The organism is Pseudobutyrivibrio ruminis HUN009 (genome assembly GCF_000703005.1).
GTDB lineage: Bacteria > Bacillota > Clostridia > Lachnospirales > Lachnospiraceae > Pseudobutyrivibrio > Pseudobutyrivibrio ruminis_A.
Genome location: NZ_JNLH01000001.1, coordinates 2,067,071 through 2,085,849 on the forward strand (window position 1 = coordinate 2,067,071; position 18,779 = coordinate 2,085,849).

General features: G+C 36.8%; 14 protein-coding genes. All 14 read left to right on the plus strand.

Translation table 11 applies throughout. The features are described 5' to 3' along the window. The first annotated feature begins 4 nt into the window (after positions 1-4). The 14 genes from BO15_RS0109320 to BO15_RS0109385 are packed head-to-tail and all read left to right on the plus strand — an operon-like array spanning position 5 to position 18,763. Positions 5-1,687: a putative polysaccharide biosynthesis protein gene (locus BO15_RS0109320; protein ID WP_033154077.1), complete on the plus strand. Its 1,683-nt coding sequence runs from the start codon at positions 5-7 to the stop codon at positions 1,685-1,687. A 4-nt stretch (positions 1,688-1,691) separates the two neighbouring features. Further along, complete coding sequence (locus BO15_RS0109325; RefSeq protein WP_033154078.1) at positions 1,692-2,906, plus strand: aminoacetone oxidase family FAD-binding enzyme; 1,215 nt, start codon at positions 1,692-1,694, stop codon at positions 2,904-2,906. Further along, positions 2,903-4,489 (plus strand): NAD(P)/FAD-dependent oxidoreductase, encoded by a 1,587-nt coding sequence (locus BO15_RS0109330; protein ID WP_033154079.1) that lies wholly within the window; start codon positions 2,903-2,905, stop codon positions 4,487-4,489. The genes BO15_RS0109325 and BO15_RS0109330 overlap by 4 nt, the downstream gene beginning before the upstream one ends. Before the next feature lie 36 nt (positions 4,490-4,525). Further along, on the plus strand, positions 4,526-7,117 hold the full coding sequence (gene mutS / locus BO15_RS0109335) for a DNA mismatch repair protein MutS (protein WP_081828707.1): 2,592 nt from the start codon (positions 4,526-4,528) through the stop codon (positions 7,115-7,117). After that, a complete protein-coding gene (gene mutL, locus BO15_RS0109340) occupies positions 7,117-9,021 on the plus strand; it encodes a DNA mismatch repair endonuclease MutL (RefSeq protein WP_033154081.1) in 1,905 nt (634 codons plus the stop codon). Before mutS ends, mutL begins: the two co-directional genes overlap by 1 nt. Further along, positions 9,021-9,968, plus strand: a complete 948-nt coding sequence (gene miaA / locus BO15_RS0109345) for a tRNA (adenosine(37)-N6)-dimethylallyltransferase MiaA (RefSeq protein WP_033154082.1) — start codon at positions 9,021-9,023, stop codon at positions 9,966-9,968. Before mutL ends, miaA begins: the two co-directional genes overlap by 1 nt. Next, positions 9,961-11,247 carry an aminotransferase class I/II-fold pyridoxal phosphate-dependent enzyme gene (locus BO15_RS0109350; RefSeq protein ID WP_033154083.1) on the plus strand — a complete coding sequence of 429 codons (1,287 nt, stop codon included), beginning with the start codon at positions 9,961-9,963 and terminating at the stop codon, positions 11,245-11,247. Before miaA ends, BO15_RS0109350 begins: the two co-directional genes overlap by 8 nt. Before the next feature lie 44 nt (positions 11,248-11,291). After that, positions 11,292-12,305 carry a rod shape-determining protein gene (gene mreB / locus BO15_RS0109355; protein WP_033154084.1) on the plus strand — a complete coding sequence of 338 codons (1,014 nt, stop codon included), beginning with the start codon at positions 11,292-11,294 and terminating at the stop codon, positions 12,303-12,305. Further along, entirely contained in the window at positions 12,305-13,168 is an 864-nt protein-coding gene (mreC, locus tag BO15_RS0109360; protein ID WP_033154085.1) for a rod shape-determining protein MreC, read from the plus strand. Before mreB ends, mreC begins: the two co-directional genes overlap by 1 nt. Continuing rightward, complete coding sequence (mreD, locus tag BO15_RS0109365; RefSeq protein WP_033154086.1) at positions 13,161-13,706, plus strand: rod shape-determining protein MreD; 546 nt, start codon at positions 13,161-13,163, stop codon at positions 13,704-13,706. The genes mreC and mreD overlap by 8 nt, the downstream gene beginning before the upstream one ends. Next, the gene (locus BO15_RS0109370) at positions 13,693-16,536 is read left to right on the plus strand and encodes a penicillin-binding transpeptidase domain-containing protein (RefSeq protein WP_242843764.1); all 2,844 of its coding nucleotides are present in this window, start codon (positions 13,693-13,695) and stop codon (positions 16,534-16,536) included. Before mreD ends, BO15_RS0109370 begins: the two co-directional genes overlap by 14 nt. A gap of 32 nt (positions 16,537-16,568) precedes the next feature. After that, positions 16,569-17,252 carry a septum site-determining protein MinC gene (locus tag BO15_RS0109375; protein WP_052169871.1) on the plus strand — a complete coding sequence of 228 codons (684 nt, stop codon included), beginning with the start codon at positions 16,569-16,571 and terminating at the stop codon, positions 17,250-17,252. Further along, positions 17,252-18,367: an FtsW/RodA/SpoVE family cell cycle protein gene (locus BO15_RS0109380; RefSeq protein ID WP_033154087.1), complete on the plus strand. Its 1,116-nt coding sequence runs from the start codon at positions 17,252-17,254 to the stop codon at positions 18,365-18,367. Before BO15_RS0109375 ends, BO15_RS0109380 begins: the two co-directional genes overlap by 1 nt. Beyond that, positions 18,368-18,763 carry a methylglyoxal synthase gene (locus BO15_RS0109385; protein WP_033154088.1) on the plus strand — a complete coding sequence of 132 codons (396 nt, stop codon included), beginning with the start codon at positions 18,368-18,370 and terminating at the stop codon, positions 18,761-18,763. Positions 18,764-18,779: the final 16 nt, after the last annotated feature.

The window sequence follows — 18,779 nt, forward strand, 5'->3', positions numbered from 1 at the left end:
GTTTATGAATGCTAAAAAAAGGCGTAGCGATACCGGCTTTTTAATGCAGGGATCAATTCTTGCTATGGCTTCAATTATCAGTCGTATTGTGGGACTCATTTACAGAGTCCCACTTACGGCTACTATTGGAAAGACAGGAAATGATTATTACGGTACCGCTTATGAAATTTACAACATAATATTACTTATATCTTCTTATAGCATACCTCTCGCGGTATCAAAGCTAGTTTCAGCGAGAATAGCCAAAGGGCACATTAAGGACGCAACTAAGGTTTTACATGGCGCCCTTCTTTTTGCGTTTATAAGTGGTGGTATTGCATCCATAGTAGTATTCTTTGGAGCAGAGTTCTTCACAGGTACTGTTTTAAAGACACCTCTTGCGGCTATTGCTTTAAAGGTTTTGGCACCTACACTTCTGGTAGTTGCTATTCTTGGTGTATTCAGAGGCTTTTTCCAAGGCCTTGGTACAATGATTCCAAGTGCTATTTCTCAAATAGGAGAGCAGTTGGTTAATGCTGTTGTTTCTGTAGTGGCAGCAACTATATTATTCAGCTACGGAAAAAAGGTTGGCGGTGTTTTAGGTAATGTTTCAGATTATGCAGCTGCTTTTGGTGCGGCTGGTGGAACACTTGGAACATCTACAGGTGCTTTGTTTGCTCTTTGCTTTATTTTATTCATTTTCTTTGCTTTCAAGAAGGTCCTTAAGAAAATGATAAAGAAGGATAGACATAAGCATTTTGAAACCTTTGGGGATATTTTACCTGTTTTAATTATGACAATAATCCCTGTACTGCTTAGTACAACGGTTTACAATATAAGCTCTATAATTGATCAGGGTATTTTCAAAAATCTTGCTTTGTTGCAGGGCTATGATTCAAAGGTTACCAGTGAATCATGGGGTGTGTTCACTGGTCAGTATAAGGTCCTTATAAATGTACCTTTGGCAATTGCGTCTTCTATGGCTGCATCTACGGTTCCTAGTTTGACTGCTGCTTTCAATTCCAATGACAAAGAAGTAGTTAAAAGACAGATTAACGCAGCTAATAGATTTGTTATGGTAATTGCCTTCCCATGTGCTGTAGGTCTAATGGTACTTGCTTCACCAATTATGCTTTTGTTATTTAATGATGCTGAAAGTTCATCAGCATTAATGCTTATTATTGGTGGATGTTCGGTTGTTTTTTATTCCCTTTCAACTCTTTCCAATGGAATTCTTCAGGGAATTGATAAAATGACTATCCCTGTAAAGAATGCACTTATTGCACTTGTTGCCCATGTGGCACTTTTGTTTGTGTTGATGGAAGTATTTAAACTACACATCTATGCAGTAATCATTGCTAATGCTTTTTATGCACTTATGATGTGCTTCCTTAATCAATCGGCAGTTCTTAGATTCTCTGGAGCAAGGATTGATGTTAAAAAGGTTGTACTTGCACCTCTTGAAGCATCAGCTCTTATGGGACTAGTAGTTTACCTTATTTATCATATGCTGGATGCCATTTTGCTGATTGGTATGTCAGAAAAGGTAGCGAACCTTTTTGCTTGTGTTGTCTCTATAGTTGTTGGAGCTATCGTTTACTTTGTATCGATGCTTCTCTTTAAGGGTATAGATGAGGAAACACTTTTAAAATTCCCAGGTGGAACAAGACTTTGTCAGATAGCATATAATTTACATTTGTTGAGGTAGTTTTATGAATACAGATGAAAAGGTATATGATGTTTGTATAATAGGTGCCGGATTTTCAGGACTTGTTCTCGCAATCAAACTTGCGAGAGCAGGTCTTTTGGTATGTTTAGTGGAATTAAATCGTATAGTTGGCAGAAGAATTTTATCTACTGGCAATGGCCGATGCAACTTCACAAACAGCAGAATGGGGGCTCAATATTATTATAGCAATCACAGCCTTGATTTTATTTCAGATAATCATAATGATTTGCGCCAATTTCTTAATGAATTAGGGGTGTACGACAAGGATTTGGATGGATATTATTATCCAATTACAAATCAAGCTAAGACAGTTAGAGAAGCACTTGAAAATGAAATTAGTTTTCTTGGTATCGATGTTCTTCTTGATAATAGAGTTACAGAAGTATCAAAAGCAGATTTATTTAAAGTTACTACCTCTAGAACTATCGTAAATGCGAAGAAGGTTTGCGTTGCTTCAGGTGGGCTTGCTGCTGCAACTCTTGGTTCTTCTAAAATCGGTTATAAAATAGCACAAAGCTTTAAAATGAAGACAACTAAGCTTTCGCCGGCCCTTGTTGGTGTTAAATCTTCAAGCCAATGCTTAAAAGAATTAGCAGGAGTTAGAGCCTCAGGAGTTGTTTCGTACAAGGATTACAGTTGCGAGGGAGAAATCCAGTTCAATAAGGATAGTGTTTCAGGATATCCTATCATGTGCATCAGCCGTTTTATCGGTTTTGATGAGCTTGATAAAAAGCTATCGGATTTACGAATTGATTTTATTCCTTACCTTTCTGCGGAAGCTTTGAAAGAGGAATTGACAAAAAGATTTAAGCGTAATCCAAAAGCAACAATTCTGACTGCGTTGGTTGGTCTTTGTAATGAAAAAGCTATTGAACAGGTGGTTAGTTATTCTCGAATTTATGGTGATACAACTGTTGATTGTTTAGATGAAGAGGATTTAGAGAATCTTGTTTACTTCTTCAAGAATTTCACAATCTCTGTAGATGGAACAAAGGGCTTTGACAGTGCTCAGGTCACTGCTGGAGGTGTTGATTTATCAGAAATCGATACTTCTTCAATGGAATCACTGAAGTGTAAAGGTTTATATTTTACAGGTGAAGTTTTGGATGTAGATGGAATATGCGGAGGATACAATCTCAATTGGGCATATACATCTGCTGATATAGCATCCAAATCAATAATAAAGGAATTACAATGATTAGAATTGATCAAGTTAAAGTAGAGGTATCAGGACAAAAAGCTGATTTAAAACAGATAATTGCAAAGAAGTTAAAGGTCAGCGAAGGTGAAATCAAGTCTTTAGAAATTTTAAAGAAGTCTGTAGATGCCAGAAAAAAGCCAATTATTTACTTCGTATATTCGGTAATTGTTCAATTATCAAATGATAATGAAAAGAGAATATTGGCTAAATTTAAAAAAGATAACAATATAAATAGTTATGTTCCTAAAGCTTACAATATGCCAAAAGCATCAGATTGGACTGGCGATAGACCTATTGTAATTGGTGCTGGACCTGCTGGATTATTTGCAGCATATATTCTTGCTTTAAACAACCTTAATCCTATAGTTTTTGAACGAGGAAAAAAGGTTGATGAAAGAACTGCTGATGTTTTGAAATTCTGGGAGACTGGAATTCTTGATACCACATCTAATGTACAGTTTGGCGAGGGCGGTGCTGGTACATTTTCAGACGGCAAGCTAAATACCCTTGTAAATGACAAATTGGGACGTAACAAATTTGTACTTGATACATTTGTTAAATTTGGTGCTAACAGTAACATTTTGTACGATTACAAGCCTCATATCGGCACAGATGTTTTAAAAAATGTTATTGCAAATATGAGAGATGAAATCATTAGACTTGGTGGCGAGTTCTTATTTGGTACAGCTGTCGATGGATTTATTATCGAAAATGAAAAAATCACTGGTGTAAAAGCAGGTGATAAAACCTACAAATCAAATCATGTGATTCTTGCAGTAGGACATAGCGCAAGAGATACATTCAAAATTCTCCATGAATCAGGTATTTATATGGAGGCAAAGGATTTTGCTGTAGGATTTAGAATCGAGCATCCACAGGAGATGATTTCTCGAAGCATGTATGCTGATGGTTACAAAAATCTTGAGCCTGCTCCATATAAGCTTGCAACAAATCTTGATAATGGACGTGGCGTTTATTCATTCTGTATGTGTCCAGGTGGCTTTGTTGTTAATTCATCCTCAGAGGAAAATAGGCTTGTTGTTAATGGTATGAGCTATTCGAAGCGAGATAGCAAAAATGCCAACAGCGCTATTGTAGTATCAGTTGGTGGGCGAGAGTTTGATAAAACCAATCCTCTTGCAGGTGTAGAATATCAGCGCTCTCTTGAAGAAAAAGCATTTAGCTTGTGTAATGGAAAAATTCCACAGCAGCTGCTTGGAGATTTTAAACTAAAGAAATTTTCTTCTAGCTTCGGTGATTTTGCCTCTGAAACAAAGGGGCAGACAGCATTTGGATTGCTATCTGATATATTTTCTCAGGAAATATACCAGTCTATTATTGACGGCATAGGTGTTTTTGGGACTAAAATAAAAGGGTTCGATAGAGATGATGCGATTTTTTCTGGGGTTGAAAGTAGAACTTCTTCTCCAGTAAGAATTAGTCGTGATGAATTCTATCAGGCTAACATAAAAGGTCTATATCCTTGCGGAGAGGGTGCAGGCTATGCAGGCGGTATAACATCTGCTGCAATGGACGGAATGAAAGTTGCAGAAGCTGTTATATCCAACATGAATTTATAAGAATAGGTGGGATAATAATTGGCTGAATACACTCCAATGATGCAGGAGTATCTTAAAACAAAAGCGGAATATGAAGATTGTATCTTATTTTACCGTCTAGGTGATTTTTATGAGATGTTTTTTGAAGACGCAAAGACTGCATCTAGAGAACTTGAATTGACACTTACAGGAAAGTCTTGCGGAGCAGAAGAACGTGCACCTATGTGCGGAGTTCCTTTCCATGCTGCAGACACATATATTAATCGATTGGTTGCAAAGGGCTACAAAGTTGCTATTTGTGAGCAGGTGGAGGATCCCAAAGAAGCAAAGGGGCTTGTTAAAAGAGAAGTAATCAGAGTAGTTACTCCTGGTACAAACATCGATCAGCTTGCACTTGAGGAAGGAAGCAATAATTACATCATGTCCTTGTATTATACAAAAGGTGTGATTGGTATTGCCTGTTGTGATGTTTCTACTGCTGATTTCTATCTGACTGAGGTAAACGAAACTAGAAAGCTTACAGATGAGCTCTACAGATTTACTCCAGCTGAAATAATCTACAGCAAATCGATTTACGAATCAGGAATAGATATTACTGATTATGCAGACAAATTAAATATCGCTCTTACTCAGCTTGATGAATCTTACTTTGATGACACTTTAAGCACGCGTGAGCTTTTGAATCATTTCAAGGCCCATTCCTTAGAGGGATTAGGTTTAATCGATTTTTCTGTTGGTAAGGTATCTGCAGGTTCTTTGTTACTTTACTTAAAAGAGACTCAGAAATCTGAGCTTACACATTTAACACATATCACTCCATATACAGATGGCAAGTTTATGCTGATTGACAGCTCTACACGCAGAAATCTTGAATTAACAGAGACAATGCGAGATAAACAAAAGCGTGGATCACTTCTTTGGGTTTTGGATAAAACTAAAACTGCAATGGGTGCAAGACAGCTTAAGAGCTTTATTGAACAGCCGCTTGTATCGGTAGATGAAATCATAAAAAGACAGGATGCTATCGAAGATATAAACGGTTCTTTGATTGACAGAGAAGAACTTAGAGAATATCTTTCATCAGTTTATGATTTAGAGCGTCTTATTACAAAAATCACATATCAATCTGCCAATCCTAGAGATTTAATTGCTTTTAAGCAATCTATCGGCATGCTTGCTCCAATCAAAACATTGCTTGATGGCTTCCATTCACATTTAATCAGGGATTTAAATGCAAGCATCGATGATCTTAAAGATTTATATGTGCTTATTGATAATGCTATTGCTGAGGAACCACCAATCAGTTCCCGTGATGGCGATATTATAAAGACCGGATACAACGAAGAAGTAGACAGACTTCGTTCTGCCAAGATAGATGGCAAGCAGTGGCTTGCTGAGCTTGAAGCAAAAGAGCGTGATAAGACCGGAATTAAAAACCTAAAGATCAAGTTCAACAAGGTTTTTGGATTTTATCTTGAGGTTACAAATTCATATAAGGATTTGGTTCCTGATTATTACGTAAGAAAGCAGACTCTTACTAATGCTGAACGTTATTACACACCTGAGCTTAAAGAGCTAGAAGATAGCATTTTAGGCGCAGAAGATAGATTAAATACTATCGAGTATGAATTTTTTAAAGCAGTAAGAGATACAATTGCTGGAGAAGTAGATAGAATTCAGATTAGTGCAAAGGCTATTGCAACACTTGATGCAATTATTTCTCTTGCAGTTGTTGCTGAAAAGAATCACTATGTGAGACCGGTAATCAATAATCGTGGAGTATTAGATATCAAGGAAGGGCGTCATCCTGTTGTTGAGCAGATGATAAATGCTGACCAGTTCATATCTAACGATTGTTATTTGGATCAGGATTCCAACACCATCGCAATTATTACAGGCCCTAATATGGCTGGTAAATCTACATATATGAGACAGGTTGCACTTATTGTGCTTATGGCTCAAATTGGTAGTTTTGTTCCCGCTTCTAGCGCCACAATTGGTGTTGTAGATAGAATCTTTACCAGAGTAGGTGCATCAGATGATTTATCAACTGGTCAGTCTACATTCATGGTAGAGATGAATGAAGTAGCTAATATTTTGCATAATGCTACTAGCAAATCACTTTTGATTCTTGATGAGATAGGCCGTGGAACTTCCACATATGATGGACTTTCAATTGCATGGTCTGTTGTAGAGCATGTGGCTTATAACATTGGTGCAAAGACTTTATTTGCAACACATTACCACGAACTTACAGAGTTGGAAGGTCAGATAAAAGGAGTTCATAATTACTGCATCGCAGTACAGGAAATGGGAGAGGATATTATATTCCTTAGAAAAATCATTTCTGGCGGCGCAGATCAAAGCTATGGTATACAGGTAGCCAGACTGGCAGGCTTGCCTGAGGAGGTGCTTTCAAGGGCACGTACAATCGTAGATTCTTTAAACGAAAATGATATTGCTGCAGTTTCTGACAAGATTGCACTTCAGGAAAAATTCGAAGAAAAGCTCAAAGAAGCTACTGGATTAGAGATTTCTGAATCTGAGGCACAGATAATTACAGAGCTAAAGAATCTTGATGTTACAAAGATTACTCCCCTTGAAGCTATGAACATATTGTTTGAGTATCACAATAAGGTGAAGGAATAATGGGAAAAATTAATTTACTTAGCCAGGAAACTATTGACAAAATCGCAGCAGGAGAGGTTGTTGAAAGACCTGCTTCTGTTGCAAAAGAGCTTATAGAAAACAGTATTGATGCTGGTGCAACAGCTATTTCTGTTGAGATTAAAGGCGGTGGAATCGAATATCTTCGTATAACCGATAATGGCTCTGGAATTGAAAAGGATCAAATCCAAATCGCATTTTTGCGTCATTCAACCAGCAAAATCGAAAATGCTGCTGATTTAGCCAATGTTAGATCATTGGGATTTAGAGGAGAGGCTTTATCCAGCATTTCTGCTGTAGCTAAAGTCGAGCTTATTACAAAAACTAAGGATTCCTTACTTGGTGCATCCTACATTATCGAAGGTGCAAAAGAAGTATCTCTTACTGATATTGGAGCGCCAAATGGCACCACATTTATTATCAGACAGCTATTCTTTAATACTCCAGCTAGAAAGAAGTTTTTAAAATCTGAAAGTACTGAAGGAAGCTATGTATTTGATGTTGTTGAGCATTTGGCTTTATCCCATCCAGAGATTTCATTTAAGTTCTTGCTTAACGGCAAAGAAAAGCTTATGACTTCAGGTAATGGTGTGCTTTCAGATACCATATATCAGATTTATGGACGTCAGATAGCATCCAATGTTTTGGAGATAAATTACAAAGATGAGAGAGTTTCAATCAACGGCTTTATTGGAAAATCAGTTATTGCTAGAGGAAATCGAGCTTTCGAGCATTTCTTTGTAAACAATAGATATATTAAAAGTGGCAACCTTTCCAGAGCTTGTGAGGAAGGCTATTACGGCTTTCTAATGGGACATCAGTATCCGTTCTTTGTTATTAATATTAATTTCGAAGATGGCGCTGTAGATGTTAATGTTCACCCAACAAAGCAAGAGGTTAGATTCGAGGATGAAGCATATATTCTTGAGATTCTAACTAAAGTTATAAATGACCGTCTTAGAAAAAGGGAAGATGTCCTTGAAGCTCATATTGACGAGCCTAAAGCATCGGCTCCAGCGCCTGTAATTGAAACATATACAGAGTTTGTTTCTAAGCCAGCTGTAGAACAGGAATCAGATTCATCTTCATATGAAGTGTCCAATGATTCCGTATCTGAAAAGGAATCTGAAATTATCCCTCCTGTAAAGGTAAAGCTTCCTGAACCATTCGAAAAGGATAGACTTGAAAAGATAAAAGCTCAGGTTACAAGCCAGATTCGTCAGGATACTCCTTACGAAAAGAAATTTGCTGAGAATAATCTAGACAAAACAAAGTATGAGCAGATTAGCTTTCTTAAGCAGGAAGCTGTTAAAGAGCACAAAATAATAGGGCAGGTATTTGATACATATTGGATTATTGAATATGATAAAAATATGTATATCATAGACCAGCATGCTGCTCATGAGAAAGTTCTTTTTGAAAAGACAATGGCGCGTCTTAAAAACAACGAAATGACTTCTCAGATGGTTAGCCCACCTGTTATTATTTCATTGTCACCTCAGGATGTTCTTTTGTTTGAAAACTATCATGAGGCTTTTGAAAAGCTTGGATTTAGAGTGGAATCCTTTGGAGGAAATGAGCTTGCTATCAATGGAGTTCCAGGTAACCTCTTAAATCTGGATCCAAAGACATTTTTCCTTGAGATACTTTCAGATTGTGAAAGCTTCAAGGCATCAGATTCATTTGACATGATTGTTGAGAGAGTGGCTTCTATGTCATGTAAGGCTGCTGTAAAGGGTAATAATAAGCTTTCTATTCCGGAGATTAAAACCCTAATCGATGATTTATTAAAGCTTGATAATCCATATCATTGTCCTCATGGCAGACCAACAATGATTTCATTTTCAGAATATGAATTAGCAAAGAAATTTAAAAGGATTGTTTAATGGATAAATTAGTAATCTTAACTGGACCAACTGCGGTCGGCAAAACTTCACTATCAATTAATCTCGCCAAAGCTATAAATGGCGAGATTATTTCTGCTGATAGCATGCAGGTTTATAGAAAAATGGATATAGGGACAGCGAAGGTTACACCGGAGGAAATGGATGGCGTTAGACACCATATGATTGATGTGATTGAGCCTACTGAGGATTATCACGTTGTAAAGTTTCAGCAAATGGTGAAGGATGCCATGGCAGATATTTACTCACGAGGAAAAATCCCTATCATCTGCGGAGGAACAGGTTTTTATATTCAGGCGATTCTTTATGATATCGATTTTACAGAAAATGATATCGACAAATCCTACCGTCAGTCACTGGAGGATTTTGCTGATAAGTTCGGAAATGATGCTTTGCATGAAAAACTCAAAGAAATTGATCCTGAGTCGGCAGAAACTATTCCGGCTGCAAATAGAAAGCGTGTGATTAGAGCTATCGAGTATTATGAGCAGACAGGTGAAAAGTTTTCTGTTCATAATGCTACTCAAAGAGAAAAAACTAGCCCTTACAACTTTGCTTATTTTGTATTAAATGACGATAGGGAATTGCTATATAATCGAATTAATAAGAGAGTTGATATAATGATGAAGGACGGCTTACAGTCCGAAATCGATAGTCTGCTTGCTATGGGCGTCAAAAAAGGTATGACTTCCATGGATGGCATTGGCTATAAAGAATTATTGTCTTACAAGGATGGCGAAATATCTTTGGATGAGGCAGTAGAGCTTATTAAAAAGAACTCTAGAAACTACGCCAAGCGTCAACTAACTTGGTTTAGAAGAGAAAAAGAAGTCATTTGGCTTGATAAAACAGTTTATACGACAAGTGATGCTTTACTTGAAAAGATTTTAACTTGTTTGAAAGAGAAAGGAATTATAGAAAGTGTTTAGTATTTATAAGGATTTTGGTATTTCGAAAGAAGTTTATGATTACGGTGAGGAGATTCTAAAGGGTCTTAAGGACAGATTCGAAGAAATCGACAAAACAGCAGAGTATAATCAGTTGAAAGTTCTTAAGGCTATGCAGGAGCATAAGGTTGCTGCTGAGTGCTTCAACACATCAACAGGATATGGCTATGATGATGTTGGACGTGATACCTTAGAAAAGGTTTATGCTTCAGTGTTTAAAACAGAGGATGCACTTGTTCGTCCACAGATTACATGTGGTACACATGCTCTTGCTCTTGCATTGATGAGTAATCTTAGACCAGGAGATGAGTTACTTTCACCTGTAGGAAAGCCTTACGATACACTTGAAGAGGTAATCGGTATTCGTCCTTCGAACGGTTCATTAGCAGAGTATGGCATTACATATGCGCAGGTTGATTTGTTAGAAGATGGCGGTTTTGATTACGATGGAATCAAGGCAGCTATTAATGAAAAGACAAAGCTTGTAACAATTCAGCGTTCTAAGGGCTATGCAAATCGTCCTACATTATCAGTTTCACAGATTGGTGAGCTTATTTCCTTCATCAAAGGTATTAAGCCAGATGTTGTTTGCATGGTTGACAACTGCTACGGCGAATTTGTTGAGAGAATCGAGCCAACAGAAGTTGGTGCTGATATGTGCGTAGGTTCTCTTATTAAGAATCCAGGTGGCGGACTTGCTCCTATTGGAGGCTATATCGTAGGAACAAAGGAATGTGTAGAAAATGCTGCCCACAGATTAACTTCCCCAGGTCTTGGAAAGGAAGTTGGCGCGTCACTTGGCATTATGCAGTCATTCTATCAGGGATTCTTCCTTGCACCTACAGTAGTTGCTGGCGCTTTAAAGGGTGCTATTTTTGCAGCAAATGTATATGAGAAGCTTGGATTCTTGTGCGTTCCAAATTCTACAGAATCAAGACATGATATTATTCAGGCTGTATCATTCCTTAAGCCAGAAGGACTTATTGCTTTCTGCGAAGGAATTCAGGCAGCGGCACCTGTGGATTCATACGTTAAACCTGAGCCTTGGGATATGCCAGGTTATGATAGTAAGGTTATCATGGCAGCCGGTGCCTTTGTACAGGGCTCATCAATTGAATTATCTGCAGACGGCCCACTTCGTGCCCCATATACAGCCTTCTTCCAGGGCGGACTTACATGGAATCATGCTAAGCTTGGCATACTCAATTCACTCCAAAAACTAGTGGATGCTTGCCTTGTGATGAAGTCACAACTGTGTTAAAATTTTTAGGATGTTTTATATAAAAATATTTACGGAGGAAAACCATGGCCAATTCATTTGGTATTGATATAGGAACTCAAAATCTTAAGATTTTCAGCGGTTCTAATAATCAAATTACTGACATAAAAAATACTATTGCAATCGTTAACAAGAATCAGATGTATTCATACGGTGATGCAGCTTATTCTATGTACGAAAAAGCTCCAGATACAATCAATGTTTCATTCCCAATTGTTTCTGGTGTTATTGCTGATTTTGACAATATGCAAACTATGCTTTTCGAAGTTATCGAAAAGGATTTAAAGGGCAAGATTAAGGGTAGCGACATTGTTGTTGCTGTACCTACTGACATTACCGAGGTAGAAAAGAAGGCTTTCTCTGATTTATTTAGCAAATCAAAGAATAAGCCACATTCTATCAGAGTTTGCGAGAAGCCTATTGCCAGTGCTATCGGTATGGGACTTGATGTTTCAGAGCCTACAGGTGTTATGGTGGTAGATCTTGGTGCAGATACAACTGAGATTTCTGTTATTTCCCTTGGTGGCCTCGTTTTATCAGAGCTTCTTCCATTTGGTGGAAATCAGATTGATGAGTCAATCGTTACATACCTCAAGAGAAACTTTAATCTTGTAATTGGACAGAAGACTGCAAAGCAGCTTAAAGAAGAAATCGGTTCAGCACAGGAGGGAAGAGGACAGAAGCTTACCGTTGTAGGCCGTGATGTTGTTAGCGGTCTTCCTATCGAGATGGAAGTTGAAAGCGATACAATCTACAATGCTATCAAGAATGATTTAGAGAGCTTCTGCACAAATGTAAAGCTTATCCTTGAAAAAGTTCCACCAGAGCTTGCAAAGGATATTGTTCACTCTGGTATTTATCTTACAGGTGGTACATCTCAGCTTTATCAATTAACAGATTTATTTTCAGAGGTTACAAACATTAAGGTTAATGTAATGGATGATCCACAGGAATCTTGTGTTAGAGGTTTAGGACAGGTTCTTTCAGATTCTAAATACAAAATTTATGGATATAGCATGAGGGCAAGGATTTTCAAATAATGAGACAAAGAAAAGCAAATGGCGGTATTCCAAGTAAATATTTGCTAATGATTTTATCTATTGTTTGTATAATGCTTTTGTTTTTCAGTTATTCAACTGGTTTTTCAGGTGGTCCATTAGAGACAATTGCCAATCATATCTTTATTCCTATGCAAAAGGGTATAGATTACATTGGCAGCTCTATAGCCATTTCTTCAGCTGATACCAAGACACGTGAGGAATTGGTTGCGGAAAACGAAGAGCTTCAGGCTCAGGTTGATGAGCTTAATTCTACTATCAACAACTACGAGCTTAAGCTTAAAGAATTAGATGAATTACAGGAATTATACGAACTAGATCAAACTTACTACGACTATGAGACAACTGGCGCCAGAATCATCGGCAAAGGCACATCCAATTGGTTCAACACCTTTACAATCGATAAAGGCACCAAGGATGGAATAGAGGTAGATATGAATGTTATCGCTGATGGCGGTCTTGTTGGTATCGTTACTTCTGTTGGAGATTCCTATGCAGTTGTTCGCGCAATCATAGATGACACATCTAATGTTAGTGCAACCATATCATCAACCGAAGATAACTGTATCGTTTCAGGTTCTCTTGAGAATATGACTGCAAGCAATCTTATCTTGTTTTCGGATTTGGATGATGATGAAGATAAAGTTGCAATAGGAGATGTTATTGTTACATCTAACATTTCTGACAAATATCTTCCAGGATTGATGATTGGATATGTTTCATCTGTTTCTTTGGATGAAAATGAACTTACAAAATCTGGTACAGTCACACCTGTTGTAGATTTTAAACATTTATCTAATGTCCTTGTTATTAAGCAGTTAAAGGAGTCATACGAAAGTGAGTGATTTTAAGCAATATTTAAAGAAAATATTGATTATAGCCCTTGTCATTTATGTATGCTTCTTACTGCAGACAAGTGTTTTTTCTAGATATAGACTTGCAGGTGTTACACCTAATGTCTTGATTTGTGTGGTATCTACTTACGGCTTTATGAAAGGCCGTAAATACGGTATCCTCATTGGCTTTTTTGTAGGTATTCTTTTGGATATCTTTTCAGGCGGACTCTTTGGAATGTACGCACTGATTTATATGTATATAGGTCTTTTAAATGGTCTATTTAAAAAGCAGTTCTTTGGTGACGATTTACGTCTTCCAATGATTCTTATTGGGACAAGTGATTTAATTTACGGCATAGCCACTTATCTCACTTTGTTTGCAATTAGATCTCAGTATGATTTTTCTTATTATCTGTTGAATATCATTTTACCTGAGGTTGTTTACACTTTACTTGTATCCATTTTTGTTTATTATGCAATTCTTCATTTAAACAATTGGGTAGAAAAACTAGAAAAGAAAGGTTCTGATAGAATTGGATATTATTAAGGACTTTTTTGAAAATGTATTTTCTTCACGTATTCGCGTGGTTATAGTAGCAATGATTACTTTTGCTGCTATTCTAATTTCACGTCTTTTTTATTTGCAAATATTAAATGGTAGTGAATATCAGGATAATTACAATTTAAAACTTGAAAAGACTGAATCAATTGCCGCTACAAGAGGAAATATATACGATAGAAATGGTAATTTACTAGCTTATAATGAGCTAGTTTATGCCGTTACTATTCAGGATACTGGAACATATTCCTCTACAAAGGAGAGAAGCCAGTCGTTAAATACTGAAATTGCAGAAATTATTTCTAAGCTTGAAAGCAATGGGGATACAATTGATAACGACTTTGGAATCTATATAGATTCATCAGGATCATTTCAGTTTTTAAGTTCTGGTTCTGCTTTACAGCGTTTTAGGGCTGATGTTTTTGGAAAGAATAGCGTTGATGATTTGGAATATAATGACGAGCTAGGTATTGATGAAGCTACAGCCACTGCTGATCAGATTATCGACTATCTTGAAGGCGAAAAGGTTTACAATATATCTGATGAGTATTCTAAAAAGCTTCGCTATGAGATTATGGTTGTTCGTTACAATATGGGCCAGAACTCATATCAGAAATATATTTCAACTGTTATAGCATCGGATGTTTCAGATGAGTCAGTTGCTTTCATCAAAGAAAACATAAATGAGCTTACTGGTGTTGATGTAGAACAAAAGTCACTTCGTCGATACGTAGATAGCGAATACTTCGCACATATTATTGGTTATACAGGTCAGATATCTACTTCCGAATATAAGGAGCTTTCTGCCACAGATAGCACCGTTGAAACTACAGATATCGTTGGTAAATCAGGTATTGAAAAATACATGAATGATTACCTTTCCGGAACAAAAGGTTTTGAGACCTTGTATGTTGATAGTGTGGGAAATACTATTGCAGAGGGAGATTACCAGGCTGCTGTTTCTGGAAATGATGTTTATCTGTCTATTGATATGGATTTACAAAAGGCAGCTTATATTCTTCTAGAACAGGAGATTGCTGGAATCCTATATTCAAAGATTCAAAATATCAAAGAGTACAACACAACCTCTTCAAGCGATGTTGTAGTGCCTATCTATGATGTTTATTATTCTTTGATTAAAAATGGAATCATTGATATTAACGCATTTTCTGACCCTAATGCTTCACAGACTGAAAAGGATGTTTTGAGTGCCTATGAGGTAAAGGAAAAAGAAGTTTTAGCTACGTTAAAGAGCCAGCTCAAGGCTTCTAATGAGACTGTTTACAATCAACTTCCATCTGAGTATCAAGCATATTCTACTTATATTGTTACAACTCTTAAGAGTCTTGGTATTTTTGATGCCAGTGCCATTGATACATCTTCTGATGTACAAACAAGCTGGACATCAGAGGAGATGGCAGTCAATAAATATCTTATCTATGCCATTGAACAAAACTGGATAGACATTACAAAATACGAATCAGAAGCTAAGTATGCAGATACAGATGAGCTTTATGCTGATTTAGTTGATTATATAATTGATTATCTTTCAACTGATACATCATTCCAAAAGCTTGTTTATAAGTATCTTCTTCTGGATGATAATATTTCGGGAAGCCAGCTTTGCCTGATTTTATATGAGCAGGGTGTTCTTTCAAAGGAAGATGATGAAGACTATACCAAGCTTGCAGGTGGTCAAATTACAGCATATGAATTTATGCTTTCAAAGATTAAGTCTTTGGAAATTACACCAGGTCAGCTTGCTCTCGATCCTTGCTCTGGATCAACTGTTCTTATTGATGTTAATACAGGCGAAGTTTTAGCAATGGTTACTTACCCAGGATATGATAATAATAAGCTTGCCAATTCAGTAGATGCTGATTATTATTCATACCTTACAAATAGTGCTGCAAATCCTTTGTACAACTATGCTACTCAGCAGAGAACAGCCCCTGGTTCTACTTTCAAGATTGTCAGCTCTACAGCCGGTTTGGCAGAAAATGTTATTACAACAACATCGGAAATTGTCGATTTAGGACAATATACTAAGGTTTCAAATAATCCTAAGTGTTGGATTTACCCAAGCAACCACGGTAGCATCAATGTCTCTGAAGCTATTAGAGATTCTTGTAACTACTTCTTCTATGAAGTTGGTTGGAGACTTGCCGGTGGTGATGGTGCCTATGATGACGCTACTGGTATTGATAAGATTACTGAGTATGCATCTTTATATGGATTAGATGAAACTACAGGAATTGAAATAGAGGAAAATACACCTCATATTGCGACAGAGTATCCTGTCATGGCTGCTATCGGTCAGTCTGATAACAACTATACGACTATCGGATTAGCAAGATATGCTGCAGCTATTGCTAGTGAGGGAACTGTTTATAACCTTACACTTCTTGATAGTGTTAGAGATTCTGAAGGTAATGTTATTGAAAGCTATAGCCCATCTGTTAGAAACCAGATAGATGTACTTAATACATCAGAATGGGATGCTATCCACTATGGTATGAGAATGGTATGTGAGTCCCTTTCATCCTTTAATGGTTTCTCTGTTGAGGTTGCCGGTAAGACAGGTACTGCCCAGCAGGTTGCATCTCGTCCTAACCACGCTTTATTTATTGGATTTGCACCGTATAGTGATCCAGAGGTTTCAATAGCAACTCGTATCGCTTATGGTTATACATCACATAATGCTGCTGAGGTTTCGAAAGATATTTTGGCTTATTACTTTGGTGTATCTGCAACTGAAGATTTGCTTAGTGGTGAGGCTAGCACTGTTTCAAATTCTGAAAATGAATTTACAGATTAAAATACTTTTTAACAATAAAGGGAGAATAAATTATGAGTAATGACCCAGTCATTTTAAAAAGTAATAAATATGGTTTAACTCTTCAATTGGATGCAACAATTCCCTTTGAAGATTTAGTCAGAGCCGTATGTAAGAAATTTGCTCAGTCTGCCGACTTTTTTGGTGAGACTGAAATGATTTTGGAGACTCAAGGCAGGGAGCTTACTGCTGAAGAGGGAATGGTGATTATTCAAGCCATCGAATTGAATTCTAAAATCAAAATCATCCTTATACATGAAAATAATGAGTTAAAAGATACAAGGATGCTGGGACAGATTGATAAATTCTATTCTGATGAGATTTTTGAAAATGCCAAAATTATTAGAGGCTCTGTCATGAAGAATGATTCAATCACTTCAGATTCAAGCCTTGTTATACTTGGAGATGTAAAGCACAAGGCATCAGTTCAGGCGAAGGGCAATATTATTGTTTTAGGCTCCTTAGAAGGTGCAGCTTATGCAGGATATCCGGACAACACTGGATGTTATATTGCAACTGGTCTTTTGGATAGCGACAATATTCAAATAGGTACTGTTAATGGAGCTATCAAGATTCAGGAAAAATGGTCTTTTAGAGTTCATAAAAAAGAAATCGAGCCGATGGGCATTTCTGTTTGGAATAGAGAGCTCCTTGCTGAGCCTCTTAGCAGTGGATTACTTAGAAGGATTAAAAACTAATGTTTCACAATTATAGATTTAAAAACCTTGATGTAAAATTAATAATTGCTGTTATAGCGCTGACTATCATTGGCATTTTTGTTATTGGCAGTGCCAATGAAGCTAATCAGCAAAAGCAGATTCTTGGTATGATTTTAGGAATCTTTGTAATGGCTGCTATGGCACTATTAGATTATGATTTCTTGCTTCATTTCCATTGGGTTTATTATTTCCTTGTATTAGGGCTGTTGGCATCTGTTTTGCTTTTTGGTGAAAAATCAGGTGGTGCAACTCGTTGGATTGATGTTGGTATTAGATTCCAGCCTTCTGAGTTGGCTAAAATTTTGCTTATTTTATTTTTCGCTTGGTTTTTTATGATGCATGAAGAAGATATTAATAAGCCTAAAACATTGGCTATAACAATAGTTTTATCAATGTTTCCACTAATTTTGATTGAAAAAGAACCAGATTTATCGACCACAATTGTCACAATGATGATTATTTGTGTTATGATATTTGTAACAGGAGTTAGTTATAAGTTGGTCGGTGCCATTTTAGGTGTTACTATACCTGGAATAGCATTATTACTTTTTCTTGTAACTCGAGATGGCCAGACGATTCTTGATGAATATCAGGGCCTTAGAATTCTTGCATGGCTTAAGCCTGATGAATATCCTTCAAGTTCTTATCAGCAGCAGAATTCTATTATGGCTATCGGTTCAGGACAGCTATTAGGAAAAGGTCTTGGAAATCAGGCTTTTGACTCAGTTAAAAACGGAAATTATATTTCTGAACCTCATACAGATTTTATTTTTGCCGTAGCGGGAGAAGAGTTAGGTTTTGTTGGTTCGGCACTTATTATAATACTTATATTTTTTATAACTATCGAGATATTGATGATAGCCAAAAATGCAAAGGACATTGCTGGAAAGCTTATTTGTATAGGTATGGCTGCTCTTATTGGATTCCAGAGCTTTGTCAATATTTGTGTTGTTACAGGTTTAATGCCAAATACAGGTTTACCATTGCCATTTGTTAGTTATGGTTTGACCTCACTTGTAACAGTGTATTTTGGTATAGGTATTGTTTTAAATGTAGGGCTTCAGTCCAAAAATAACAACGGGAGGCTTTTTTAAATGAATATTGGTTTGGTAGCACACGACTCTAAGAAGAAGCTTATGCAAAATTTCTGTATTGCTTACAGAGGTATTCTTAGCAAGAATGAAATTTTTGCAACAGGTACTACTGGAAGACTTGTAGAGGAAGTTACTAATCTTAGTGTACATAAATACTTAGCTGGACATTTAGGCGGAACACAGCAGTTAGGTGCTCAGATTGAGCAGAATGAGATTGACTTGGTTATTTTCCTTAGAGATCCACTTACTGTTAAGTCTCATGAGCCTGATGTTAATAGCATTGTTCGTATTTGCGATGCTAATAACATCCCTCTTGCTACTAATTTAGCAACAGCTGAGTTATTAATTAAATCACTTGATAGAGGAGATCTTGAGTGGCGTGAGATGTATAAATAAACTATTAAGCATTATA